Source organism: Paenibacillus residui (assembly GCF_042677205.1).
GTDB classification, from domain to species: domain Bacteria; phylum Bacillota; class Bacilli; order Paenibacillales; family NBRC-103111; genus Paenibacillus_L; species Paenibacillus_L residui.
Genome location: NZ_JBHTIU010000028.1, coordinates 17,656 through 41,968, shown reverse-complemented (window position 1 = coordinate 41,968; position 24,313 = coordinate 17,656). Strand labels below are relative to the sequence as shown.

Below are 24,313 nucleotides of genomic sequence, written 5' to 3'. Positions count from 1 at the left end.
TCCCCATTCTTTTGAAAGCCGGGAAATGTTACGCCTACAAGCAGATACGGATAACCCCAGATAGAGGTACGGTCAACAGTATGATATTACCAGTATAGATAATTAAAGGAATGGGGGCAATGGGAAACCTTCGTACAGACAACTGCTCAAGATATATCATTCAACAGGAGACTCTTGCGGGACAGGGATGATTAGAGTCACCCTCGTTCCCGCTCCTTTCTTGCTTTTCACTTCCACTCTTCCTCCCATTCCTCTAAGAATGCTGTAGCTGTACATCGTTCCAAGACCGGTTCCCTTCTCCTTCGTGGAATAGAACGGCATACCCAGTCTGTCTATTTCCTCCTGAGTCATTCCGACCCCTTGATCAGTAATATCTATGACGAGTTCGTTCTTCCTCTTCTCAGCGTTAATCTGGAGAACGCCGCCGTCCTCCATGGCTTCAATTCCGTTTTTCATAATATTGATAAAACATTGCTTTATTTTGGCCAGGTCGGCCACCAAATGAAGACCAGGCGGGATCAAGCTGTGAATTTCAACCTTGTTAAGGTTGGCATAGGGAGACATGGTCCTCGTGACTTGCGCGATGACTTTCCCCAGTTCAAGCGGTTCGGTGATATCGGGGTCAGGCTTCGCAATGGACAAATACTGGGTAATGATCGATAGAGCTCTTTCGAGTTCCTGTTTCATCAGCTGCTGATACTCCCGGTTTTGCTGTTCCGTCCCCCGATTTTCGATCAATAGCTGCAGGAAACCGTTCACTACCGTCAGAGGGTTTCGGATCTCATGTGCAATGGAGGCGGTAAGATTGCCGAATAAGGACAGCTTCTCTGCTTGCCGAATCTCTTTTTTCAGACGGGATTTCTCTATCAGATTTTCAAGTAAGTAGACAGACATCCATATAGTAATCAGGTTAATGGCGATGTACTCAAGGAAAAACCGTACATAGATTTCTGATTGTCCCAAGGTGGCCATAGAGGAGATGCTGACGATTATGGAATAGAACAGCGTAAAGAAAGTAGCTATTGCCATTTTCTTGCGTATGGGAAAAGAGTCGCGAAAAGGCCCCGCAATCATCAAGCCAAGCATAAGAATACAGGCTACCTCGATAGAAGCATAGAATCCGCCGCCTCCTAAGAGATACCGGTAAAGCAGATGCACTGCCGTAATAATAACCAGATTGCGATACCCGCTGTAGAAAAAGCACAAGATGACCGGAATGAACCGCAAATCAAAGAAAAATCCCGAATAAATGTGGATAGGGAAGGTCATACATAGAAGATTGGTCGCGGAAAACAGGAACAGGCTTATGAACGATTTGTATTTTTCTTTTTCTCTATCCAGACATAAGACTTGATAAAGAAATATGGAAATAAGGACAATAAAGGCGTTTAACAATAATGTATGGATATTAATCATATCAATCCGCCGCCCTTTGTCTTAGAATAAGTAATTCAGTGAAAAGCGAAACCGTATCGCTTCCTGAGAACGATTAACACTCGGGGCGGGTGGCCGCCGATGCTCCGCCAATCCTGCCATCCAACATCCGACTATTAAACAGTAGTATTAATTTCAATATAGCTCTGTAAAAATCCTGCAAAAAGTGAGGATGACCGAGCAAATTTGACCTTTGTAAATGCTGGAAATAATGAATCATTAACTAAACATACGAATAGGTATGGTTATGGTTGCTTAGCTGCAGGTTGAAGCGATTCGTGATATATTACAAAAAAAAGAAAACAGCTTGACACAACGGCAAATTCAAGGATATTATAGACCCAATAAGTCTGTGATGAGGTGAGGTGCTTCCATGAAATTTACAAAAGCGACGAATTACGCCCTGCACACCATGCTCATGCTCGTTGCCGCTTCTCCGGTCAAGCCGGTAGGGGTTCAGCAACTGGCGGAGTCCCAAGGCGTTTCACCGACCTATCTATCCAAAATATTGACGAGACTCGTAAAAGCGGGGATGATCGAATCGATTTCCGGCGCTAATGGCGGCTACCGGTTATCCCGCAACAAAGACGACATTACTTTTCTGGATATTATCCACGCTATTGAGGGCACCGCCTCCATGTTTGAATGTGGTTTCGTCCACAGCGACGAGTGCTTGATACAAGCGGTCATGAAGGAAGCCGAAGAGAAGATGGAGTCGCATCTTAGAGAAACGAAATTAGCCGATCTGGCCCAGAAGCAGTTGAAAGGATTAAGGTGAGCTTTTTATATTTTTAGGAAAGATGGTGTTTCGTTGAGGTAAAGCATGTTTTCTTGTTCTTATTACAGACATTAAGAGTCTCTAATATCTTCGAATTCAATAAGAAAGGATGAATTTCATGACGATTTACGATTGCGCGATTATCGGAGGAGGTCCTGCAGGCTTGAATGCGGCCCTAGTGCTAGGCAGGGCAAGAAGAAGTGTGGCTTTGATCGATAACAATCAGCCCAGGAATGCCGTTACGCATGCGTCTCACGGCTTTATTACGAGAGACGGCGTAACTCCGGCCGAATTCCGCCGCATTGCTTATGAGGAGGTGCTCCGTTACCCTACTGTCGAACATTTACCAATCGAGGTGGCCTCGGTGGGCAGGATCGAATCCGGATTTGAAATATGCGATTTGTCAGGACAGCGTGTTCAAGCACGAAAGCTGATCTTGGCAACAGGCGTGAAAGAAGTTTTTCCGGAGATCGAAGGCTTCTATCCGCTATACGGAAAGAGTTTGTTCAATTGTCCCTATTGTGACGGCTGGGAGCTGCGGGACCAACCGCTCGCCGTCGTTTCCGAATATCCGGACGTCTTTCATAAAGCCAAATTGCTCCTCAGTTGGAGCAAGGATTTGATCGTCTGCACGAACGGGAAGGCTACCTTGTCGGATGAGCAGAAACAACGGCTTCAATCCTGGGGAATCGCGATCATGGAGCAGCCTATTATGTCGTTCATCGGGCACAACGGGCGGCTTGAGCGTATTCGATTCGCTGATGGGACCGAAATTCCGAGAACCGGCGGCTTCGTATCCCCCAAATTTGTTCAAAGCGCGCCATTCGTTGAGCAATTGGGCTGTGAAAGGACGGATATGGGCGGGATCAAGACGGATAAGGGGGGAAGAACCTCGGTTCCCGGACTCTATGCCGCCGGTGATGCCTCATACATCGGACCCTCCCAAGTAGTGTTCGCCGCAGCTGACGGCAGCCGAACCGCCATGAGTGTCCATATGGATTTGACGGAGGAAGAATACGGATAAAATGAAATAAATCCGTACGAGGCCTTTATTTGTAACTCTTGCGCTTGGAGAATAAGCTTTGTAGATAATCCCTTGTCAGAAATAAGAAATTTGTCTTTTGCAAACAAACGTTCTATTATAGTAGTAATTGCCGTATTTGAACATAAAGTTCATAATTTAGACGATTACGATTTTACCCTGTTTAGAATCGGCGAAAGGGGCTTATCATGGAGTGTACTTGGTTTGGTCTTGATGAAATAAATTCTAATGAAATTAAATATGTGTCATGATCGCCGAATATCAAAACCAGTTGATAATTATACGGAATAAGCTACGTCAACAATGGGAATTGCCTGGGGGTAAGAGGGAAAAGAATGAAGATTTAATTCAAGCTGCAAGTAGAGAATTATATGAAGAAACAGGGGCGGTACAATTTGAATTAACACCGTTTGCAGTATATTTGATGAATGGTAGTTATGGCATGATGTTCTTCGTCAAAGTTACCGAATTATACGAATTACCGAGCTATGAGATTGAAGAAATTAGGTTAGTTGCTCAACTACCGGAAAACTTATTATATGGACCGGTATATTACGACATGTATGCAAAATGGCTGGATGCAAAAAAACTGAAATTAAGGTCATATGTAATTAATTATAATGACTCAGTACCGATTAACTAAGGACTTCCTCTACACGATATTGAACTTGATTTGGAAAGAAGTGAGGACTTTCCGCGCTATAAAGTATCTGCTACCTTGAAAATCTGTTTTCAATTTCTGCTGGTGCCGTGCAAACGGATTTTCTAAACTGGAATAAGGATGCAATAGAACTCCATGCTGAAAAAGGTTAGAATTGAGTCTAAAGATGGAAATAAGTTCCTGATTGGTCAGGAGCGGAGGTGATGCTCTTATGAACAAGCATTACAGCTTCAAGCCCAAGGAAACCGAAAATATCATTAACCGTTTTGGCCAAGAGTTCTATGCGAAAGTTCTTAGGGATATCGAAGAATATGCAGACAAGTGGAGGCTGACCTCTTTTCAGTTTATCCCTTCCTATTCCGCAAACTTGATCTTTAGATGCTGCTCGGAAACCTTCGGGAATGCAGTGCTTAAATTAGGCAACCCTGCTTTTCGAGAAATCTTTACGGAGTATAGCACTTTATGTGAATATAACGGCGGACGATTTTGCAAAGCGTTTGATGCCGATATTGACAACGGCGTCATCCTTGAAGAGGATGTGCGTCCGGGAATTCCTTTAAGGAAAGAGAGCTCACTGGATAAGAGACTAGCTGTATTCTGCTCAATATATAAAGGCTTGCACATTATGCCCGCCAATGCGGAAATATACCCGACTTACCTAGAGTGGGTCGGCAGGATCACAGAATACATGAGCACGCGGCATGATTGTAAAGAATTGTATGGTTATATGAAAAAAGCAAAAGAGATCTGCTTATCGGTTTCCTCGATATACTCACAACAGATGCTGCTTCATGGAGATTTGCACCACGATAATCTGTTGCTCGGCCGGGACGGACAATATTTCATTATCGATCCTAAAGGCGTAATAGGCGATCCCGTATTTGATGTTCCGCGGTTTATATTAAATGAATTCGGCGATGAAATCACTCCGGAATTGTTTAAGAAAATTAACGATATCATAGGCATACTGGAACAAAACCTTAACCTTCCAAATGAAATTATAAGGCAGTGCCTTTATGTGGAGACGGCAATGGGTGTCTGCTGGAGCGCGGAAGACAGCTCAATCCCTGAAAAATATCCGAAGCTTATTAAAGACGTTGCTTTCGCAGAAAGCCTTCTGACCGGTTGATGACAAGGCGAACCACACGGTTCGAGCTTGTGGACGGGAGATTGACTTTATTAAGGTTTAGATATACTATTTTACAAAATATCACAAAATTTAATGACCGGGAGAGTACCTGTTGACTCGAGTCAAAGAGAGCCGGAAGAGGTGAGAGCCGGTACGGAGTGAGCAGGGAAACGGACCCGCGAGAATGGCTTCTGAATGGTAAGTAGGAAGTCACGGCCAAGACCGTTATCTTATGGAGTGGTTAAACGACACGTTTAACAACAAGAGTGGTACCGCGAACGCATAAGCCTTCGTCTCTTTTATAGGGATGGAGGCTTTATTTTTAGTTTAGGAGGAGGGTTTTAAATGTTGATCAGTCAGCAGCTTCAAAACAGCATCGAAAAGTCGGTAAGGAGTCTTTTGGACGAAGCCGGTCTCGACTACAGCGATGACGTAAACATTTATGTCGAACAGCCTGCTCATCTGGAACATGGAGATTATTCAACGAACGTTGCGATGCAGCTTGCCAAAAGTTTACGTAAAGCACCCCTGCAAATTGCAAACATGTTGAAAATCAAGCTGGAAGAGGAAGGGAATATCGAGAACCTGTTTCATCGCGTCGAGGTCGCTCCTCCGGGATTTATCAATATGCATATCGATTGGAAGGAATGGGCTCACCGCGAATTCACCCTGCCTCTGAATAATGGTGAGAAGGTCATTGTTGAACATACTTCCATCAATCCGAACAAATCCGCCCACATCGGTCACCTGAGAAATTCTTGCATTGGCGATACCCTTGTACGACTCTTGAAAAGAGTCGGGTTTAATGTCGAAGTGCATAATTATATCGATGACCTGGGGAATCAGCTTGCCGATACGGTTGTAGGTATTTTGAATGTTCCCCATAAGAAAGAGCACTCGCGTTTTGGCGACTTCTGCTGGGATATTTACTCGGAGGTTAATAGAGAGTATGAAAAAAATACCCCATTGCTGGAACAAAGGACTAAAGTGCTTCATTCTCTGGAAGAGGGGAATGGGAACTTATCCTGGATCGGATTCCTTATAGCTGAACGGATTGTACGCGAACACCTCGAAGAGATGAGCGAGTTTGGCATTCACTATGATTTATTGGTCTGGGAGAGCCATATTGTCAGGGGTGGGTTCTGGGCGGCGGCATTCGGCTTACTGCAGCAGACGGCGCAGTTTTACCGGGAAACTTCCGGCAAGCTGGAGGGATGCTGGGTATTAAAACAGCCCTCGTCCGAAACGGAAGCTAAAGAGTCCGAACACAGTATGGACAAAGTTTTGGTCCGTTCCAACGGCATTTTGACCTATACCGCTAAAGATATCGCTTATCATCTATGGAAGTTCGGGCTGCTGGAAAAGGACTTCTTGTATAAACGCTTTTCGGAAGAACTGTGGACGACGAATGGTCATGGAATCCATTCCTCCTTTGGCAAAGCAGATATCGTCATCAATGTAATCGACCATAGACAAGAATATCCCCAGGCCATGGTGAAACAAGCTCTTGAAATCCTGGGGTACACCCAACAAGCCGAGAAGCTTCGTCATGTCAGCTATGGTGTGGTTTCATTAAGTCCGGGGGCCGCGAAGGAACTAGGCATAGATACATCGGATGGCAAAGCCTCTTATGCTATGTCGGGAAGACAAGGAATAGGGATCAAGATCTCCGATTTACTTGATCTTATGGAAGAGATCATTGATAACAAACGTTCGGATAAAACCGGGCTAGCGAGCCGGATGATCGCCGCTGCCGCCATCCGTTACTATCTTCTTCGGTTCAGCTTGTTGACCGAGGTTGTTTTTGACATGCAGCAGGCGACAGAAGTAACCGGAAATACGGGTGTCTACTTGATGTACTCTTACGCTCGCGCAGTTAGCCTCCTAAATAAAGCAGAACGCGAATTGAATATGCAACCGATGGTTCCGGAAGAGATCCGTCCTATGGAGCAGGCGGAATACTCATTAATCAGACATATCGCTGCTTGGCAGGATACGCTATATGCAGCCAGTAAGGAACTGTCTCCAAACATGATATGTAATTACGCTCATGAGCTGGCTACCTTGTTCAACAATTTCTATGTCGCTTGCCCTATAATAAAGGCGGATAGCGATAAACAAGCGCTCAGGCTTTGGCTCACCTGCAAATTCAAAGAAACCATCGGCGACGCATTAACGGTTCTCGGTCTTCCTGCACCTGAGCGTATGTGAACTACGGATGAATATGAAATGTTTGATGGAGGGGACATAATGCTCAAAATTACATTGCGTGGGACACCTTATGAAATTGGCTTCCAGCACGGTCAATCACTAAAGCCTTTGGTAAATGGAATTGTCGGTTATTTGCTGCATTCGGATCAGAATTGGCAAGAGAAAGAGATACAAGAAACGATCAATCGACTGAATGAATTGGCTCCTGAATTGTTGGCGGAAATGAAAGCTCCGAAGGATATAAACGACACCTTGCCCTCGAAGATTTGCTGTCCCAAAGCCAGTTGTCCGAACAAACCATGAAGACCATACTAAGCCACAAAGAAGGTGATTACCCAGTATGTCGAAAGACTACCCAGGTCAGTTTTATGGCTTTTCCAGAGCAACTAACGCTCAAAGTGTCCGACGGAAAACCGACTCCTGAAGGCTACCAAGACTTCATACTTACTTTATGACAAACTAATCATTAAAAAAAATCATGAATTATCCCGATACCCCTGAGTGGAGGAGCAAGGAGAGTGTAAGAAGAGCAGAGTGTTTGCGAAAAAACTGTTTCGAACAGGATAGTTTAATTATGTTCAATCTTTACTATCTGAAGAATTCGGGGAAGAAGTAAAATGATAGGAAAGGATAGGATCACGGACAGAAGTAAAGGAAGGTAGGATGTGAATGAGTGATGTTCAAGCGCAATCGATACTCGTTCAGTTGAAGAATCAAGGAATTCTTCAACCGGCATGTATTTTGGACCGGGAAATGTCGGGTACGACTGCGGGCAAAGTATACACTGTCGGCTTTCGTGACGAACCGTTATATGTTCTGAAAATCGATGGTCCTAAGCACGTAGAATTAGTGGCAAGCTTTCTTCAAACCTACGCAGGATTGATTTTTCCCAAGCTTTATTTTGTCGATCCGGCTCATCAATTCTTCGTCTATGAGTATATTCAAGGAACCGCCAATAAAGAGATGGGGTCCAAATCAGAATGGCTGTCCGCCTTGGCGGAGTCGCTCATAAATCGATATCAACGCGACAGTGCTGACCAAGGTTGGGGGTGGCTGGATGAGCCTCTTGCCGACTCATGGCCGTCGTTCCTGCAGCAGCGAATCTTGGAAGCTCGTGATCAAATAGGAGGCTTGCTGCCACAAGACGACCATGATTGGGTTAAGCAGCTTCCTGAAGCCATATACCGATCGGACAATCTGCAGGCATATTTGCTGCACGGGGACTGTGGGGTTCATAATTTTATTTTTGATTCGTCCGTACTGAGAGGCGTCATCGACCCAGCGCCAATGGTCGGACCTCCGCATTATGATTTTCTCTTCGCCTTTTGCTCGTCTCCCGACGACTTGACTATGGATACACTTCGGCAAGCGGCCCGTACCTTACACCCTTCCTTGTGGCAGTGGGATAATCACCGGTCGTTGGTGGAAGAGGTGCTGGTTCAGCTTTATTGTAGAATTGCGACATGCTTAAAGTACCATTCTTCACATTTGCCAGAATATTTGGAAGCTTGGGCTTATTGGAGCAAGCTGAGGAACGAGGCGATTACATGATCATCGCTACTTATAATATATGGAACGACGAAAGAACGCTAAGCAGCAGACTGGCCGCCCTCTGCGAAGAAATCGGTTCGGTTCATGCGGATGTTATCTCTTTGCAGGAGGCTGCCGCACAGACCCCCGGTTATTCGTCAAAACCGATTGCTGCCTATATCGCTGAACAGACGGGATATCCCTATGTCACCTTTCAGGCGTATCCGGATCTGGAAGATGCCGGGGAAGGTCTGGCGATACTAAGTAAACACCCTTTTGTGATGGAAAAAGCGATTTGGGATAGCGATTCGAATCCTTCGGTTTATTGCGCTCACCGGGCTATCCTGCAGGTCAATTCGGTTCGCATCGGCATAACGAATGTTCACCTGGACTGGAGGTGTGTGCTCACCCGAGAAGTTCAAATATGCGCTGTACTGGATTGGATCGACTCTATGGCCGAAATGGACACTGTGGAGTGGTTATGCGGTGATTTCAATGATTTGCCCGATTCTAGTATCCATAGGCTTCTGCAGGGGCGCCAATCGCTGAATGGCCGTGCCGCTAAATGGCTGGATCTCGCCGAATATGAGCAATGGCGAACAGGATTGCAGGCTCAACCAACCCTCGATTTTGCCCGAAATCCTCGCTGGAACGGCCTTCATACACTGCAAATGCCTGCTCGTGTGGATTGGATTATGCTGAGGCAGGACCCGCAGTATCAAGATCCGGAGCCCGTGGTCAGAAGCCTGCGCCTTTTCGGAACAGAGCCAACACCGATAGCGAACAAAGTTCCAAGCGATCACTATGGTGTTGTGGCCGAGCTTATTTTTTCGTGAATCTATTTCGGGCGGTAACTATTTATACTAAAAATCGCCTAGGTAACCCAATTACTTATTCCCTCGATGTGATTCCGACGATGTAACTGGATTTTATGCAGGTAAATTCTATTGAATGGTAGAAAGCCGCTAGACTAACTGGAAAAACTACATTTAAAATGGAATACTTCGTCCTATATCATCATTTTTAGGAAATATAGATGGAGGATTTCCAGTTAGTTTTCATTTTTTTCCCTTAAGGAGACAAAATAACTGGATGAAATCCATTTAGCGTCCATGCCGGTACAAAAAATGCAGGATATGGCGAGCTATTTACAATTCGGGTGACGTTCTCCAGCATTAAACCAACTGGTAAACGAATTATATAGTAGTAATTGAATAGGGGGGGAGATTATGACTAATTCTATTGAAATTCGTCAAATGACTGAATCGGACGTAGAGCTTGTGTATCAAGTTTTCACAGAACATGGTGTCGGAAAGTCCAGGGATTACATCCAGAGATGTTGGGAACAGAATGTAACAGGGGAAAGAATTACTTTACTAGCCTTTTACCAACAGCAGTTCGCGGGAAGCTTACATCTTCTTACTACCTCACATTACCCTTACTTTGTTGAAAATGGCATACCGGAAATAAATGATTTCAATGTTATTCCTCCATTTCGAAATCGGGGGATAGGAAATGCATTAATGGAAGCCATCGAGAACATTGCATTTGAGAAATATGGAATCGCTGGAATCGGCGTCGGACTCTATCAAAGTTATGGCAGTGCACAGCGTATGTATGCAAAAAGGGGATATATACCCGACGGCAGGGGAGTGGCGTATCAGCAACAACCGGTAACTCCCGGTTCCATGGTTCGTGTGGATGATGATTTGAATCTGTATTTCACTAAAGTTAAACTCTAACGTTGTCAGAGAATATCAAGAGCTTCCTTGAACAAAATAAGCCGCGTCAGCGGCTTATTTTGTTTCAAGACGAGAAAACCTCAAACACCAAATCCCACGACGCGTAAAAACCCCTTGAACCGATTACCACTATATGGTAAAGTATAGAGAACGTATGTTTGTGGATGATTGTAATTTAATGGTGGAGACACGAGGAGGAATTTTACGATCCTGAAGTATAGTAAAGAGCAGCTGGCATTATACTTTCCAATTGAAAAATATAACGTCTTAAAGGAGCTGAATCGGGATGCCGTATATTCAATGCAACAACATCGAAATGTATTATGAAAAGATGGGGATCGGAAGTCCGATAGTGTTTTTACATAGTGGATTTTCTCGGGGAATATTGGCTTTTGCCAGTCAAATACTCGACTTCCAACGCAAGTATACTTGCTATTTTCCGGATTTCAGAGGGCACGGCAGAACGAGGAGCAGCAGTCTTGAGTGGAGTACTCCCCAGCATGCAGACGATATTTTTGCATTTATGGACCAGCTTCAGATTCAACAGACCCATTTCATCGGTTACGGCATGGGTGGAGGAGTGGCACTACATTGCGCTGTTAATCAGCCCGAAAGAGTGGCATCATTAACTTCTATCGGTCAAAGCGGCTTTGTTGCATCCATGGGATCGGAAGAGTTTGAGCCGGAACGGCTGTTGCAAAACAAAAACTATGATTTCATTAAATCGATGGAAGAAAGACATTTTGATGCGCATCAAGGAAATTGGCAGGAGTTTCTTAGGCAGAAAATAAAGGATTGGCGAACCTATCCCAATCTGACGGACGATCAATTAAGAAGTATAAGCTGTCCCGCTTTGTTTATCGCAGGGGAGTATGATGAGTTCGCTCCAGAAGAGGATCTAAAACGGGTGACAAATCTAATCCCTGACTCCCGTTATGTTATCGTACCCGGTAGAAGCCATAAAACTCATATGAATAGGGAAGATCCTGCATTTGTAAACGATACCATTCTTGATTTTTTGGAAAAGAACAGCGGATAGGGGGAGTATAATGCCATATGTAAAGGTCAATGATTTGGAAATGTTTTACGAGAAGATGGGGCATGGAGAGAATCTCATTTTTTTGCACAGCGGTTATTCTCGCGGAATATTGGCTTTTGCTAGTCAAATATTGGATTTTCAAAAAAAATACACCTGCTACTTCCCGGATTTCAGAGGGCATGGCAGAACAAGATGCGAAAGCCTTGAATGGTCTACGCCGCAAATTGCAGATGACGTGATAGAATTTATGGGGCAATTGAATATGGATGCCGCGCATTTGGTTGGCTACAGCTTGGGAGCCAATGTCGGGCTTTACCTTGCCGTTAATCATCCGGAGAGAGTCATTACGCTTACTACAATAGGTACAAGTGGATTTTGCGATCCGACAGGGGTCGAAGAATTTGAGCCGGAATGGCTAATAGATAAAGGGATGCAAACTACAATCGACCAAATGATGGAAAGACACAGCGAAGCACATAAAGGGAATTGGCAAGAATTCATGAAACAATCGGCTGAAGATTGGCGTCTTTACCCGCAGCTTACAACGGAACAGCTTGGAAGTATTCAATGTCCATGCCTGTTTATTTCGGGGGAGCATGATCCATTTGTTGACGAGGAAAGGGTTAAATATTTGAGCTCCCTTGTCAAAGGATCAAAATATTTAGTTGTCTCGGGAGGAAGCCATAGACCGCATATGACAAGGGAAAACCCAACTTTGGTAAATGATTCGATCCTTCAGTTGCTGGAGCAAAGCCGGGACGATTTGAAGGAAGCCAGATAATGAACGGGTGCAGCTGCAAAATTGATTTATTAAAACACGCTACGTACTAATCCTCCATCTATACGTAACGCGGAACCATTAATGGCAGAAGAAAGAGGACTACTTAAGAAGGTGACGAGATGTGCAATTTCTTCTGGTCGAATAAGCCTTTGAATAATGGAGGTTGGCCGGTTCTCTTTCATAAATCGCTTTTCAGCTTCTTCCATTGTTAATTTCTCATTAGGATAAAGCTGATTTAACATCGTTTCCACTCCTTCAGTTAAAGTGGAACCAGGCATAACCGTATTGACAGTCACATTCGTTCCTTTAGTCAACTCGGCTAAACTGCGGGAGAGCGAGAGCTGCATCGTTTTGGTCGCACTATAATGAGCCATTTCCAGAGATGGCATAATCGCTGCTTCACTGGCGATAAAGATGACTCTGCCTTCCTTTTTCTGAATCATTTGTTTCAGGTACCGGCGGGTAAGTCGAACACCGCTCATGATGTTGGTTTCAAACAGCTTGAACCAATCTTCATCAGGGATATCAAAATATTCGACAGGCTCAAAAATTCCCAAGTTGTTAATAAGAATGTCTACTTCAGAGTGCTTCTCAATAACCTGTCGGCATCCTTGTTCTGTCCCTAGATCAGCTACAACTGACTGAAGGTTAGCGTCAGGAAACTTTGTTTGAATTTCTTCTACCGTTTGATTAACTTTTTCTTCACGACGTCCGTTAATAAGCACAGCGGCACCTTCCGCTACTAATGACAAGGCGATCGCTTTTCCGATTCCTGATGTAGACCCAGTAACCAATGCGTTTTTCCTTTTAAATATAGTTGCATGCAGGATCCTCCCAGATTCGTGTTTTTAACACGGGCAGCTAATGGAACGTCAACAGTTGTAGCGCTGGCAGAAATAGTATTACCAACAATAAGAAAATCATAATCAAAAGCAATAAAGATTTGCGCGAAATACCAGTTTACGCATAATGTCCGCCGATTGACGGCGTAAGTTGTCCTGCTGGTGACGGTCATTCTGTCCGATCTAGGCGTGTGACAATAGAAAAAGAGCAAAAAGAACAGATTTTTATCATGGATTTCACTTTTAATCCGGAGTATACGGATCAATTGATTGTTGTTTATTTGGATGCTAACGAAAATATTCTGACTATTAGCCATGAAAGTTAAAGCTTATATTCAAAAAGACAGGTTAAGGTTCGATATAAATTAGTTGAAAAAATAGCGAACGGTCGTGATAAGAATGAAAGTTCAGCTCTGTAGAGATACCAAATACTTCTGCGAGAATTTCACGCAAATCCGTGAAATACTTAATCAATTTCAGGCTCAATTTATAACTAGGAAGCAGCAGGAAGATCATATTTTCAAAATATATGATCCCCAGACACAATCAAACTCTAAGAGAATAAAAATAAGGATAGAAAACGAAGAGTCGACACTAGTGTATGTTTACAGTAGAAGTAATCAAGAATCAAATATTGAATTTGAATATTACCAAGTTAAAGACGCACAAATCCTTCCCATCTTTACCTCACTGTACGGTCAAGCAATAACTATTAAAAAAGCAAGGGAAGTATGGTCTAAAGATCATGTTGTCTTTCACTTGGACACAGTTGAAGGTGTCGGAAACATTTTTGAAATTGAGCTTTTACGATCGGACACTACCCCAATAACTGTGGACTTGGAAGGATACAAACAGTTGTTTGAAGGTTATTTATTAGAAAAGATTGAAGGTTCCAATGAAGACCTGGTAAATGGAAAGGAATTTGTAGATGGAAAACTCTAAATACACAGCCCATAACACAGACCTTACCTCTCAAATGGAATACCTCACATCGATTATTCAGATGAATCCTGTGTTGAGTTCTATTTTCAAACAAGCTCCTAAGCTTGAAATAGAACACTATTATATCCTTATTCTTCACTTGAAGAGGCTATTAATACTTGGCCTACAACAGCTACTGCAATCGGGTTGAGAAAAAATGATAATGATACCTGGAGATTGTACGCACCTTTTGGATTAAATGATTTACTCGGGCTAATTGTAAGGCCAAATAAAGTACAAATAATAAAAGAGATTTATGAAAAGAAAGTACTTAGATGGAAAACTAACTGGCCGGATCTTAATGTAATTCCATGGAACTAATTATGACGATTAGGGATACTGCACATATTAATTAATACTGCCTTTTTCAAGAATATAGTCTTCGTTGGAATTTTTTAAAACCAAATCAAAATTCCGATGATAAGGATGCATAAATAAATCATATTGAATTCTGCGCTCTTCATGAGATTTTTTTAAATAATTAATATCTGTTCCTCTTTCAGCAACATCACGTATACTTCTTCTCATTAGTTCCGTTTCCCCATCTGTATATAAGTAAATTTTTAGATCATACAAATTGGGATCTGTAAAGGCAACGGTCATGCCTTCCACAATATTAATTTTGTTTCCGGAAGAGACCAACTTACTCTTTGTATAGTTCGTGCCTATTGTATAAAAATCTAAACCATCTCTCATCATATGTATGTCTCTCTCTAAAGCGAATACATTATGAGCAGCAGGATGGCAAGCTGTCATTTTCTCTTGATGCTGTTCATTCTTATATTCATAGCTAATTAAAGTATACTTCCTAAGATGAGAACCGATAATATAAGGATCTGTATTGATATAATTTACATTGTTATGTCCCAGAAATTTTACAAGATTATGGGCAAACGTTGTCTTTCCAGACGCACCATGACCCGAAATCCCAATGATAAATCTTCTATCTTCTCCTTTAACCGAAGTGGCTATCTCATGCAAAACCCTGTCCATAATTTTCCTCCATTTGTTAGTTATGATTAAGCTATCGGATACTATAGTTTTCTTGCTTTGATTACAAAAGTTACTGGAAGCATCTTTGCTTTTTTTGCAAAATCGCTGTTATCGTCCCGGGATTGCATAATTTCGTCATCAGATTCCTCAACCATTTGCTCAATGACAAATCCCGCTTTTGCCAACGCATTCACATAGGTTGATAGTTTACGGTCCGATAATGTTAGCGTACCTTCATCAAGAGATACCGAATACCAAGATTCATCGAAATAACATTTTTTAAAAGCAAGCATATTATTTTCTGCAGCAACACATTTATGTATAGGGTGAGACCAACTGAAAATAAATACACCGTCTTTTTTAAGGTAAGAAGCGATCCGGCCAAAAGTACCCTCTAGGTCGGTGGTCCAGCCTATGGCATAAATTGAATAAACAAAGTCAAAATAATCCACTGGCAGGCCACATTCTTCTTCCATGGGAGTACAGATAAATTTTGCTGATAGGCCGCATGCGTTCAAATGTTGAGCTGCCTTTTCGATTTGTTTTTCAGATATGTCCACAGCCCACAGTTCGGATGCTTTGCGTTCCCCCAGATATTGCAAGGATTGACCGTTTCCACAGCCTATCTCCAGCATCTTTTTCCCGGTGACGTCGCCAAAAAGCCGGCATTTTTCTTCTGAGACATATGCTCCATATAAAGGAAGCACGATTGCTCCTAAGAAGTCATTTCCTTTTGTATCCCAATAAAAACTGTTAATTTTATGCACATAATTCTTATCCATGTCGACCGAGACAGCGCTGCCAACCTCGCCGGCGCCTATAATATTTGTTCTATATACCGAATTCTTGTCCATACTGAACCCTCTCAAACTAAAAGTGTATTCCGACTTACGCGTTATCTCAACCACACGTATCGAACCCGAACACTCTGCGCTATTGATTCCCAAATAATGTACCACTTTTGTATAAACGATTCTACCCAAAACCTTCCATCCGGTAGATCAGTAAGAGTTCCATAATCGCTTATTTAAAAAATTTAGTCTATTCATTTTCGGGTTAAAACTGTATGTTATTTATGCGACCACGACGGCGCAAAACGATAAGGGAGGGGGAAAACCGACGCGCCATATTTAACTTGGAAGTATCAGAAGAATAACGAGCTACGTTGAGTTCCGAAACGAAAGGAAGGGTAGCGATGATTATGACACAAGAAGAAATGCTGTTCATTGTGCAATCACAACTTGCCATTGACCTTAATTGCTCAATCGATGATCTGAACGGCGAAAAGGACAGCATTATTTTTGTTGAAGCCAAGGAAAATCCCGGACGCAGACCATTTCCAAGGAAGGCACGTTATTTCGAAATTGTGTCTATGGGGAAATCAATTGTAGTATCGGCTACACCCGAACGGTTGTTAATTGCCAAAACACAGATGCAGGGCAAAAACAGGGATACCGTGTTCTCCTTACCATTTATCAGAGGTCTTTACTTGCATTTTCTGCCTGATGTAAAAAGAATAAAGCCAATATCACCGCCGAATTTTTTTTCATTTGAACGGATTAAGCGAGAAGAAGTGGTCAGTTTATTTGATGTTACAAGATTCAATGAAGCTATTATATACGATACGAATCTTCCCTGGCAGACGGATCTAGCTGTGCTTGCAAAGCGAGATGGGGAAATTGTTGGTGTGGCTGGAGCAAGCAAAACCTGTGCAAAACTGTGGCAAATTGGCATAGAAGTATTACCCAAATATCGTAATTTGGGATTGGCTAGTTATCTTGTAAACAGGTTAACTTTTGAAATATTGGGGCGTGGAGAGATACCGAGTTATGACGTAATCGCCAGTAACATTGCTTCACAGAGAGTAGCTCACCGAATAGGGTACTTTCCCGCATGGGTGTCTGATTGGCGATGCAATTTCGAAGGATTTGAACAGTAATCATATCTCAAGAAATATCCCATGAAAAGGATTGAAAATTCTATTGTGCGGTCAATATAACCGGGCCATCCGCAGTAATGGCGATCGTATGCTCGTACTGTGCGGAAAGTGAGCCGTCAGCGGTTCTGGCGGTCCATCCGTCGGCATCAATCGTCATTAACGCTGTTCCGGCATTTAGCATCGGCTCGATCGTAAAAACCATCCCTTCCTTCAAGCGGAATCCTTTGCCCGGATTTCCGACGTGGGGATAATTAGGTTCCTCATGCATCTCCCTTCCTACGCCATGACCAAGCAAATCACGCACTACCGAGAATCCGTTTCGCTCAGCATGGGTTTGAACCGCGTGCATCACATCGCCGATCCGGTTTCCGACGACAGCTTTTTCGATACCAAGATATAAGCATTCCTTCGTTACCCGCATCAGATTACGGGCTTCTTCCGACACCTCGCCGACCGCATAACACCAGGCTGAATCCCCGATCCAGCCATCCGCCTCCGCGACGATGTCGATTTTGACGATATCGCCTTCCTTGAGCGGCTTCCCGCTCGGAAAACCATGCGCAATGACGTCGTTGACAGACGCACATGTCGCAAACGGATAGCCGTTATAGCCTATCGTATAAGCCTTGGCGCCATTCTCCTTCAGGAACCGCACCGCGAAAGATTCGATATCGAGCGTCGTGACACCCGGCTGGATCATATCTGCGATTGCTTGATGAAAAGCAGCGACAATTCGGCCGGCTTTTCTCATTTCTTCAATTTCTGCTCTCGATTTCAGAATGACCATTTCCATTCATCTCTCCTTTAACTGTATGCCTGAAAAAATCATATCGACGAACCCTTCCACATCCATCTCGTTCCGCATATTGTGGTGGATGTTCAATGCTGCGCAGCCAACAAGCGAGCCAAATATCAGATTAGCTGTTTTCTCCGGCGATTTGGAACCGAATCCTTCACGAATCATTTCCACAAAGGGCAAATAAATCCGTTCCTGAAAATCGGCAAACAGCTTGCTGAACCGGTTTCCCGGGAAGTGGTGGAAATTATCCGCAACCGTTTTAAGCAAAATAAAGACGGAAGGATCCTGGATGCACTCCCGCAGGAGCAGCCCGGAGAACGACTCAGCTTTAAGCAAACCGCCGCCGAATCCCGTCAAAGCAGGCATTACTGCCGACTCTGTCCGATTCAGAGCATCCCACAGTAAATCTTCCAGAAGCATGTGCTTATTTTTGTAGTAATGATACACGGTTCCGTAGCCGAGCTCTGCCTTGACCGCAACATCGCGTATTTCCAATTGAATGCCCTTCTCCAAATATACTTCCGCAGCCGCTTGCATAATTTGGTTCATCCGCATCTCCCGGATCGCATCATTCTGTTCTTTGGTACGTGGTGACATGGCTCCTCCTTATTTAGACCTGCAGTAATGTCAATCTAAAATGAATATACTTCATTTGGAAGTAAGGATCAAGTACTTTATAATGGACTAAGAAAACTAGGCCGCAAAGGAAAAGAGTCGGGTAAAATGATAAATATATTAAAAATCTGATAGGAGGGGACTGTCATAAGAATACATATTATTGGTGGTTCAGGAAGCGGTAAGTCATATGTATCAGAATTATTAAGTCAACAATTTAATATTCCACATTATGATTTAGACGATATTTTTTGGGATAATGAAGCAGATATTTATGGGGTGAAGGCTTCAGAGGAACTACGGGATCAAACACTTAAAGAGATTGTGAGTCAAGACGCTTGGATCATTGAAGGTGTATACAGATCATGGGTAGAACCGAGTTTTTTAGCTGCCGACAAGATTATTGTAATTATGACTCCACTGTCTGTCCAAGAAACAAGAATATGGAAACGATATGAAGAACGCATTACAGGGAGTGTTGGGAGTAAAAAACGAGAGTCTCTTGAAAGTGTTAGAAACCTAATAGAGTGGAACAAAAAGTACAATCTCGAGAAGCTTCCACATTTTATAAAAAACTGTGATTATAAAGAAAAACTTATTTGTGTAACTGATAATCTCGATATCCTTAAGTTATTTCAACGCTAATGGCGAAACGTTGGTCCAGAGACATCCAGAAACAGTTTTATCAGTATGTATTCACATAAGTTTGCAGCCAGTCGGTTAGAGAAAGAGCGAGTGTTAGCGGATGTTGACCACTAATCTCGCTCTTCTTGGGATAAGTCTTTAGCTTGTTTCGTCGGGCTAAAGCATTATGAAAATGCTCCGTATGATCTTTTCTTTACTGATCGGTCACCTTCGGAGTTCGGATCAGGAAGGCGAGCAGACATATGATGGCGGTAAACAGGATAAGCAAATTAAACCCGTTGCCGATGCCGAACGTTTTGGAGACTTGCCCGATCACAACGCCGACGACGGCTCCGCCGAGTCCGGAGGCGAGATAGATGAGGCCTTGCAAGGAACCGGCTTGCTGCGTCAGCTTCGAGGCAATGCCTTGTGCGGTCGGGAACAGGACGGACATGGCGAGACCGAACAGCATCATTAAATAACTGAATTCGGTCATAAATATACGTCCAACAATCAGAGACAGCAGCGCGAATAGCGAGAAAACAATAAGGGTGCGTCTTTCGCCGAGCTTATAAATGATAATGCCGCCTACAAAACGGCCGATGGTAAACAGGAAAGCGAAGCTTGCGATGATATAGGCCGCAGTAGACGATTTCTGCGCGGCATCCATCCCGGCAATGTCGAGCGACGAATAGAAAATCGGGAAGAAATTCAGGAACCCGGCTTCTGCCGCGACATAGAAGAGAATGAATAATATAACAAGCAAAATTTGGCGATCTTGAAATAGCTGCAGTACGGATTTGACCGTCACTTTGTCTTGACCTTGAGCAGAGGAGGGTTGTGCCGGTTTAAAGGAGAGCAGCGCGAATAAAATAATCGCAATCACAACCGAAACTCCGATATAAAAGAAGCGCCAGCTTATATTTTGAGCAAAGATGGCATTGAGTATTAGCGGAGTGACAATCATTCCTACGCCGAACAAGGCATTGGCCAAATTGAAGATCACGCCTGCGCGTTCTTTAAAATAAATGGGGATCAGCGTAGCCACCGACACGGTCATCGCCCCGATGCCCAGCCCGACCATCAGATAGAAGCCTAGAAAGAAGGCAACGGTAAAGGCAGCCCCCGTTCCAATTAAACCGATCATCATTAGTGCGGTACCGATGCTCATGGCCACTTTAATGCCTTTGCGGTCCGCCAAAATGCCGGCGATTAGGCTGGCCAGCAGAAATCCGATCTGGAACACCGAAACCATGACGCCCACTTGACTGATATCCAGTTGGATATCGTTCTGCACTTTCTCTAAGATGATGCCCTTCGTGTTCTGGATACCGCCTAACACAAACATGGTGGCGAATATGAGGAAAAATATAATGGGCCGTTGTATTTTCTGCATGATTAGTTCGTTCCTTTCTCCCGATAACTTTGAATGGCGTCGAACAATTCGTCCGCAGCCCAACCGTAACAATAATAGAGAAGCTCGTCCGCGGCGCTGTTCTCGCCGGCCTTCACCGCCTCTATCAAATTGGACGGCGATAGATTCCACATCTGAATACCGCTGAATATGCGTGTGTTCGGATCGGATTGAGCACGCACGATGTTATTTTGATCGGCGACGAACCGAATGGGGAAGCCTTCTTCTTGAAAGGTTTTGTAAGATAAATCATAGGGCAGATGGAAGAACCTTTTGAACGCGCTGAAGGCTTCCTCTTGCTCCTGCTCGGTATCGGCCAGATAGCCGATCAACCCCTGCACATCGGCACCACCGCCCAGCTTGTGATAAGGGAAATGCTTCAAGGCGGGGGAGAGCTTCGTTAAGCCGGCATAATCCTGCCCGAGCATCCAACTGTAGGCGGGCGGCCATAGATCCAACCATATCGTAAAGGCGTCATTGACTTTTCTTACCCGCTCGATCAACCGTCCCACAAAACCGGAAACGCTTTCTTGGCGGAAAGATATCCATGCCTGAATATGTGCGTTTTGCTCTGCATGAGAGACGGCATCATCAAACTGCTTTTCTTTTAATTTCATAGACCAGGTTTGCAGTGCTTCCTTAATCGCATTGACATCTAAATGCTGCCGGGCCATCTTCTCCTGACAATGGGAGCAGAAGCAGGTAAGCAGTCCTCTGGGATTCACTTCCTCGCCGGCCCAATCCGGATAACGGATGCGATCGATCATATAAGAGGTGAAGCCATAGCGCCGATACAAATCCACGAACGCCTTCTCCCAGAAATCAATGACATCCGGTGCATTCGGGCACAGCCAGTGGGGGATGACCTGCCCGTAAACATCCGTGACCAAATTGTTGGCGAGTAGAGCCCCTTCGAAATGGCCGTTCAAAATATTCAACCAAGGAATCACTTCGAATGGCTCGTCCTGCATCGCTTCCTTAATGATCATCAGCGGATCGCGTTCTGCAGACAGTGTCGGCTCCCGGCGTTGATCGAGCCCGGAAGCTTCATAGGAAGGCAGAATCGCATGCATTGTGCCTGTACCGAAGACGACATCGCGTACTGGATTTCGGGGCAATTTTCCAACGGGATAAGGGTTTCTTTCGAAGATCGTGTTCACTTCGGGAAAAACATATTTAACATCTTTCAATTTATGAATGTAGGCGATAATTTGCGGCATACCTTCATCTATAATATCGTGAGGATGCAATTGAATGCCTGACATTTGAACCCACGCTCCTTATTAATAAAGTTGTTTGTCCTTCAGAAATTGTAAAGATGGGAAGGCTTGATTCAAGCCTAACAAGGCCATGCCCTGCAAAGCGGAATGATGCTGCAAATTAGAAATTTCAATAGCTACGTCCGTTACATCGGAAGCATGAAGACGTACCTTACGCTTCAGTTGTTCCAGAGATAATGATTTGGTGACGCTGCCCATCAACAAAATCTTTTCCGGATTCAATAGTGCTATGATATTCAAGATGCCCATCGCCAAATGATCCTCAAATTGATCGACCAAATACTTGGCCTGCAAGTCGCCTTGCTCCGCTAGACGAAACACTTCCTTGGCCGAGAGTTTTTTGTTGTATAAAGCCAGGGCAGCGGCCTCCAGCCCGGAACCGGAACAGATCATTTCAAAATGTCCTTTATCCGACGGGGCATACAAATGGCGGTTGTGAAATACCATGTATCCGATTTCTCCGGCAGCGTTTCTGGCGCCGCGTATCACCTTGCCATCAATAAGCACGGCAGAACCCAATCCCGTGCCGATCCCGATCAATACAGCGGAGCTTAAGTCTTGAAGAGCTCCTTCGTACATCTCGCCGACAAGCGCTGCGCGCACATCATTTTCAATCGTGACAGGGACATGAAACACCTCGTTAAAATACTGCGCTAGCTGAACGTTCTTCCATTCGGGCAAATTAGGGGAGCCTTCCAAAACGACGCCGTTCACGGGATCGATAATCCCCGGAGTAGCTATACCAATAAAGGAAAGACGCTCTATCGGCTGTCCCGATTGTTGGAGAAAGGCTTTCAAATCCGCTGCCATCTGATCCAAGAAAGCTTGTTTGGTCGAGAGGGGATAGGTAGTGACGGTCTGTTCCGCGATGCATTCCCCGGCTAAATTGAACTGTCCGAAATGAATGGATGTCCCGCCCAAATCAATCGCAACCCCATAGGCGGCATTCTTGGAAAAATGAAGCTTGGTGCCCCGTTTGCTGAAATCGGTTTCCTCTTTCTCGTCATAAATCAGTCTTTCCTCAATCAGATCCTTGACGATGTCGGATACGGTTGCTTTCGTAATGCCCGATTGTTTGGCGATTTCAGTGCGGGATAGAGGTCCTGAATCTTTAATGATGTTCAGAACGATTTCTTTGTTCATCTTCCGAATCGTACTGGGCAAATGTACTTGCATTGCTAGTGATCACACTTCTTTCGTCATTAATTCCAGATACATTTAAGTTTATAAACCATACTTAATTGAGTTGAAAGGATAAAAAATATATAGTATGGAATATGAAAACAGGGTAAAATCTTGATTTAAGTTTATAATACATCCTTAACATCATCATCGTCAATAACAATTCCTAACAACAATTGGGATGGCTGGATTGAACATGAGGAAGTTGGTCGGGATCAAAGGACATATTCCAATTCACAAGCAGGGTAGAGGTGGGCGATGAAAGTCCGGCTGTCCTTATCTAGGATGGATTCAAGGAAGGCTTATTCCAACAAAGGAAAAAGAGTTAATGTCCAAAACCGGCTATTCATTAACGGAATATTTACCTGGCGAGGCGTTGGAAACATATAACGAGGAGCAATTTGGGTCCATTATTCCCTCGGTCGCCAAGAGGATTTTCGGGGAAGTAGAATCGGGAAACAATACTAGTACCCACAACGGCGTCGCGGACGTTTTCAGTCGCTGAAGTTGGTGAATACCCAGTACGTTATGCGAAAGTTCACGAAGGTTAAGCTCTGAAACTTATGATATAATTTCATTAAAAGATCATGTAATGAGGTCTTATTATGAATTGGGCCACCCTTAGGAATACATTACCCAATCAATGGGTTCGAAGCCCTTGAAGCTCATTCAAACAATGGAAGAAGAATAGTTGAACGTTTATCGGTAATAAATACTTATGCTGACCTTAATTTTCAAGGGTTCATGAATACGAAACGTAATGTGAAATCGGCATAAATCCTAAAAACCGAACAAAGGAGTTATTTTTATGAAATAAGAGGATTTTAAAGTAATTCAAACGTATAGGGAAGCAGCCAGGATACTCATGGAGGTATTAGACGGCTTAGGCGATAGAGAATTGGATTTATCTAGAGGGGAAGGCAAGTGGACCATAAGGGAAATAGTGCATCATATTGTTGAATGCGATCTAAACTATTTCCAAATTAATCGATATGCACTTGCTAATACCGGCGAGAAGTATTTCTTTAATGAGTTCGACGCACACGTTTGGAATCAATCAATGAATCATAATCAAAGAGATATAAGAATCGAAGTTCAGTTGTTTAGTACTATTCGGGAATACATATCGTACTTATGCGAGATCATCCCTAACTCCTTGGACCGTATCCTAGTTCATCAGAAGGGAACGGCGACTGTAAGGGACGCATTAAATCACGATATCAATCATTCTTATCATCACATTGAACAAATAAAAGAAACAAGAAGAATACATAGCATATAAAAAGAGATATTGAAA

24 protein-coding genes, 1 pseudogene and 1 other annotated feature are annotated in these 24,313 nt (G+C 43.7%); of the genes and pseudogenes, 16 read left to right on the top strand and 9 right to left on the bottom strand.

From position 1 onward, the window contains the following. Positions 1-156 precede the first annotated feature (156 nt). Positions 157-1,416, bottom strand: coding sequence for an ATP-binding protein (locus ACFQ03_RS08815; RefSeq protein WP_379287528.1), 1,260 nt, complete (start codon positions 1,414-1,416; stop codon positions 157-159). 391 nt (positions 1,417-1,807) lie between these two features. On the opposite strand from ACFQ03_RS08815, the gene ACFQ03_RS08810 reads away from it, so the two are divergent. The 11 genes from ACFQ03_RS08810 to ACFQ03_RS08760 all read left to right on the top strand — a co-directional run bounded on the left by ACFQ03_RS08810 (position 1,808) and on the right by ACFQ03_RS08760 (position 12,347). Then, positions 1,808-2,212, top strand: a complete 405-nt coding sequence (locus ACFQ03_RS08810; RefSeq protein ID WP_144941134.1) for an Rrf2 family transcriptional regulator — start codon at positions 1,808-1,810, stop codon at positions 2,210-2,212. Between the two features lie 118 nt (positions 2,213-2,330). Beyond that, the gene (locus ACFQ03_RS08805; RefSeq protein ID WP_144941136.1) at positions 2,331-3,236 is read left to right on the top strand and encodes an NAD(P)/FAD-dependent oxidoreductase; all 906 of its coding nucleotides are present in this window, start codon (positions 2,331-2,333) and stop codon (positions 3,234-3,236) included. A gap of 265 nt (positions 3,237-3,501) precedes the next feature. Beyond that, positions 3,502-3,897 (top strand): NUDIX hydrolase, encoded by a 396-nt coding sequence (locus tag ACFQ03_RS08800; RefSeq protein ID WP_379287525.1) that lies wholly within the window; start codon positions 3,502-3,504, stop codon positions 3,895-3,897. Positions 3,898-4,321: 424 nt separating this feature from the next. Beyond that, a complete protein-coding gene (locus ACFQ03_RS08795; RefSeq protein ID WP_379287523.1) occupies positions 4,322-5,044 on the top strand; it encodes an aminoglycoside phosphotransferase family protein in 723 nt (240 codons plus the stop codon). 84 nt (positions 5,045-5,128) lie between these two features. Beyond that, positions 5,129-5,345, top strand: a binding site (T-box leader). A 47-nt stretch (positions 5,346-5,392) separates the two neighbouring features. After that, positions 5,393-7,255 (top strand): arginine--tRNA ligase, encoded by a 1,863-nt coding sequence (locus ACFQ03_RS08790; protein ID WP_379287761.1) that lies wholly within the window; start codon positions 5,393-5,395, stop codon positions 7,253-7,255. 39 nt (positions 7,256-7,294) lie between these two features. Then, entirely contained in the window at positions 7,295-7,558 is a 264-nt protein-coding gene (locus ACFQ03_RS08785; protein WP_379287521.1) for a hypothetical protein, read from the top strand. Between the two features lie 366 nt (positions 7,559-7,924). Next, positions 7,925-8,806 (top strand): phosphotransferase, encoded by an 882-nt coding sequence (locus ACFQ03_RS08780; protein ID WP_379287519.1) that lies wholly within the window; start codon positions 7,925-7,927, stop codon positions 8,804-8,806. After that, the gene (locus ACFQ03_RS08775) at positions 8,803-9,621 is read left to right on the top strand and encodes an endonuclease/exonuclease/phosphatase family protein (protein WP_379287517.1); all 819 of its coding nucleotides are present in this window, start codon (positions 8,803-8,805) and stop codon (positions 9,619-9,621) included. Before ACFQ03_RS08780 ends, ACFQ03_RS08775 begins: the two co-directional genes overlap by 4 nt. Positions 9,622-10,014: 393 nt before the next feature. Then, positions 10,015-10,527, top strand: a complete 513-nt coding sequence (locus ACFQ03_RS08770) for a GNAT family N-acetyltransferase (protein WP_379287515.1) — start codon at positions 10,015-10,017, stop codon at positions 10,525-10,527. 286 nt (positions 10,528-10,813) lie between these two features. Further along, entirely contained in the window at positions 10,814-11,566 is a 753-nt protein-coding gene (locus ACFQ03_RS08765; RefSeq protein ID WP_379287513.1) for an alpha/beta fold hydrolase, read from the top strand. Between the two features lie 10 nt (positions 11,567-11,576). Next, positions 11,577-12,347, top strand: a complete 771-nt coding sequence (locus tag ACFQ03_RS08760) for an alpha/beta fold hydrolase (protein ID WP_379287511.1) — start codon at positions 11,577-11,579, stop codon at positions 12,345-12,347. Positions 12,348-12,376: 29 nt separating this feature from the next. Here ACFQ03_RS08760 and ACFQ03_RS08755 read toward each other — a convergent pair. Then, positions 12,377-13,170 (bottom strand): annotated as a pseudogene (locus ACFQ03_RS08755) (SDR family NAD(P)-dependent oxidoreductase). A 418-nt stretch (positions 13,171-13,588) separates the two neighbouring features. On the opposite strand from ACFQ03_RS08755, the gene ACFQ03_RS08750 reads away from it, so the two are divergent. Both ACFQ03_RS08750 and ACFQ03_RS08745 read left to right on the top strand, forming a co-directional pair. Further along, a complete protein-coding gene (locus ACFQ03_RS08750) occupies positions 13,589-14,131 on the top strand; it encodes a CYTH domain-containing protein (protein ID WP_379287509.1) in 543 nt (180 codons plus the stop codon). Positions 14,132-14,317: 186 nt separating this feature from the next. Then, positions 14,318-14,491 (top strand): nucleotidyltransferase family protein, encoded by a 174-nt coding sequence (locus ACFQ03_RS08745; protein ID WP_379287507.1) that lies wholly within the window; start codon positions 14,318-14,320, stop codon positions 14,489-14,491. 27 nt (positions 14,492-14,518) lie between these two features. Here the strand turns inward: ACFQ03_RS08745 and ACFQ03_RS08740 are convergent, their stop codons facing one another. Next, a complete protein-coding gene (locus ACFQ03_RS08740; protein ID WP_379287505.1) occupies positions 14,519-15,163 on the bottom strand; it encodes a uridine kinase family protein in 645 nt (214 codons plus the stop codon). Between the two features lie 41 nt (positions 15,164-15,204). Then, positions 15,205-16,017, bottom strand: coding sequence for a class I SAM-dependent methyltransferase (locus tag ACFQ03_RS08735; protein ID WP_379287503.1), 813 nt, complete (start codon positions 16,015-16,017; stop codon positions 15,205-15,207). A 341-nt stretch (positions 16,018-16,358) separates the two neighbouring features. On the opposite strand from ACFQ03_RS08735, the gene ACFQ03_RS08730 reads away from it, so the two are divergent. After that, positions 16,359-17,102, top strand: a complete 744-nt coding sequence (locus ACFQ03_RS08730) for a GNAT family N-acetyltransferase (RefSeq protein WP_260982136.1) — start codon at positions 16,359-16,361, stop codon at positions 17,100-17,102. Positions 17,103-17,142: 40 nt separating this feature from the next. Here the strand turns inward: ACFQ03_RS08730 and map are convergent, their stop codons facing one another. Then, on the bottom strand, positions 17,143-17,889 hold the full coding sequence (gene map, locus ACFQ03_RS08725) for a type I methionyl aminopeptidase (RefSeq protein WP_144939029.1): 747 nt from the start codon (positions 17,887-17,889) through the stop codon (positions 17,143-17,145). A 6-nt stretch (positions 17,890-17,895) separates the two neighbouring features. Continuing rightward, a complete protein-coding gene (locus ACFQ03_RS08720; protein WP_379287501.1) occupies positions 17,896-18,498 on the bottom strand; it encodes a TetR/AcrR family transcriptional regulator in 603 nt (200 codons plus the stop codon). Positions 18,499-18,795: 297 nt separating this feature from the next. On the opposite strand from ACFQ03_RS08720, the gene ACFQ03_RS08715 reads away from it, so the two are divergent. Next, positions 18,796-19,161 (top strand): hypothetical protein, encoded by a 366-nt coding sequence (locus ACFQ03_RS08715; protein WP_379287499.1) that lies wholly within the window; start codon positions 18,796-18,798, stop codon positions 19,159-19,161. Positions 19,162-19,354: 193 nt separating this feature from the next. Here ACFQ03_RS08715 and ACFQ03_RS08710 read toward each other — a convergent pair whose 3' ends face one another. The 3 genes from ACFQ03_RS08710 to ACFQ03_RS08700 are packed head-to-tail and all read right to left on the bottom strand — an operon-like array spanning position 19,355 to position 23,010. Beyond that, positions 19,355-20,536, bottom strand: a complete 1,182-nt coding sequence (locus tag ACFQ03_RS08710) for an MFS transporter (RefSeq protein ID WP_379287497.1) — start codon at positions 20,534-20,536, stop codon at positions 19,355-19,357. 2 nt (positions 20,537-20,538) lie between these two features. After that, positions 20,539-21,819, bottom strand: coding sequence for a hypothetical protein (locus tag ACFQ03_RS08705; protein WP_379287495.1), 1,281 nt, complete (start codon positions 21,817-21,819; stop codon positions 20,539-20,541). An 18-nt stretch (positions 21,820-21,837) separates the two neighbouring features. Further along, positions 21,838-23,010, bottom strand: a complete 1,173-nt coding sequence (locus ACFQ03_RS08700) for an ROK family transcriptional regulator (protein ID WP_379287493.1) — start codon at positions 23,008-23,010, stop codon at positions 21,838-21,840. An 838-nt stretch (positions 23,011-23,848) separates the two neighbouring features. Between ACFQ03_RS08700 and ACFQ03_RS08695 the strand changes: the two genes are divergently transcribed. Further along, the gene (locus tag ACFQ03_RS08695; RefSeq protein WP_379287759.1) at positions 23,849-24,298 is read left to right on the top strand and encodes a DinB family protein; all 450 of its coding nucleotides are present in this window, start codon (positions 23,849-23,851) and stop codon (positions 24,296-24,298) included. Positions 24,299-24,313 lie beyond the last annotated feature (15 nt).

Excerpts from the sequence above, each read along its gene's own strand:
- ACFQ03_RS08785 (WP_379287521.1), top strand. The coding sequence starts at position 7,295 with ATGCTCAAAATTACATTGCGTGGGACACCTTATGAAATTGGCTTCCAG.
- ACFQ03_RS08805 (WP_144941136.1), top strand. The coding sequence starts at position 2,331 with ATGACGATTTACGATTGCGCGATTATCGGAGGAGGTCCTGCAGGCTTG.
- ACFQ03_RS08720 (WP_379287501.1), bottom strand. The coding sequence starts at position 18,498 with ATGTCACCACGTACCAAAGAACAGAATGATGCGATCCGGGAGATGCGG.
- ACFQ03_RS08770 (WP_379287515.1), top strand. The coding sequence starts at position 10,015 with ATGACTAATTCTATTGAAATTCGTCAAATGACTGAATCGGACGTAGAG.
- ACFQ03_RS08740 (WP_379287505.1), bottom strand. The coding sequence starts at position 15,163 with ATGGACAGGGTTTTGCATGAGATAGCCACTTCGGTTAAAGGAGAAGAT.
- ACFQ03_RS08730 (WP_260982136.1), top strand. The coding sequence starts at position 16,359 with ATGATTATGACACAAGAAGAAATGCTGTTCATTGTGCAATCACAACTT.
- ACFQ03_RS08780 (WP_379287519.1), top strand. The coding sequence starts at position 7,925 with ATGAGTGATGTTCAAGCGCAATCGATACTCGTTCAGTTGAAGAATCAA.
- ACFQ03_RS08800 (WP_379287525.1), top strand. The coding sequence starts at position 3,502 with ATGATCGCCGAATATCAAAACCAGTTGATAATTATACGGAATAAGCTA.
- ACFQ03_RS08735 (WP_379287503.1), bottom strand. The coding sequence starts at position 16,017 with ATGGACAAGAATTCGGTATATAGAACAAATATTATAGGCGCCGGCGAG.
- ACFQ03_RS08700 (WP_379287493.1), bottom strand. The coding sequence starts at position 23,010 with ATGCAAGTACATTTGCCCAGTACGATTCGGAAGATGAACAAAGAAATC.
- ACFQ03_RS08810 (WP_144941134.1), top strand. The coding sequence starts at position 1,808 with ATGAAATTTACAAAAGCGACGAATTACGCCCTGCACACCATGCTCATG.
- ACFQ03_RS08750 (WP_379287509.1), top strand. The coding sequence starts at position 13,589 with ATGAAAGTTCAGCTCTGTAGAGATACCAAATACTTCTGCGAGAATTTC.
- map (WP_144939029.1), bottom strand. The coding sequence starts at position 17,889 with ATGGTCATTCTGAAATCGAGAGCAGAAATTGAAGAAATGAGAAAAGCC.
- ACFQ03_RS08815 (WP_379287528.1), bottom strand. The coding sequence starts at position 1,416 with ATGATTAATATCCATACATTATTGTTAAACGCCTTTATTGTCCTTATT.
- ACFQ03_RS08765 (WP_379287513.1), top strand. The coding sequence starts at position 10,814 with ATGCCGTATATTCAATGCAACAACATCGAAATGTATTATGAAAAGATG.
- ACFQ03_RS08710 (WP_379287497.1), bottom strand. The coding sequence starts at position 20,536 with ATGCAGAAAATACAACGGCCCATTATATTTTTCCTCATATTCGCCACC.
- ACFQ03_RS08705 (WP_379287495.1), bottom strand. The coding sequence starts at position 21,819 with ATGTCAGGCATTCAATTGCATCCTCACGATATTATAGATGAAGGTATG.
- ACFQ03_RS08760 (WP_379287511.1), top strand. The coding sequence starts at position 11,577 with ATGCCATATGTAAAGGTCAATGATTTGGAAATGTTTTACGAGAAGATG.
- ACFQ03_RS08775 (WP_379287517.1), top strand. The coding sequence starts at position 8,803 with ATGATCATCGCTACTTATAATATATGGAACGACGAAAGAACGCTAAGC.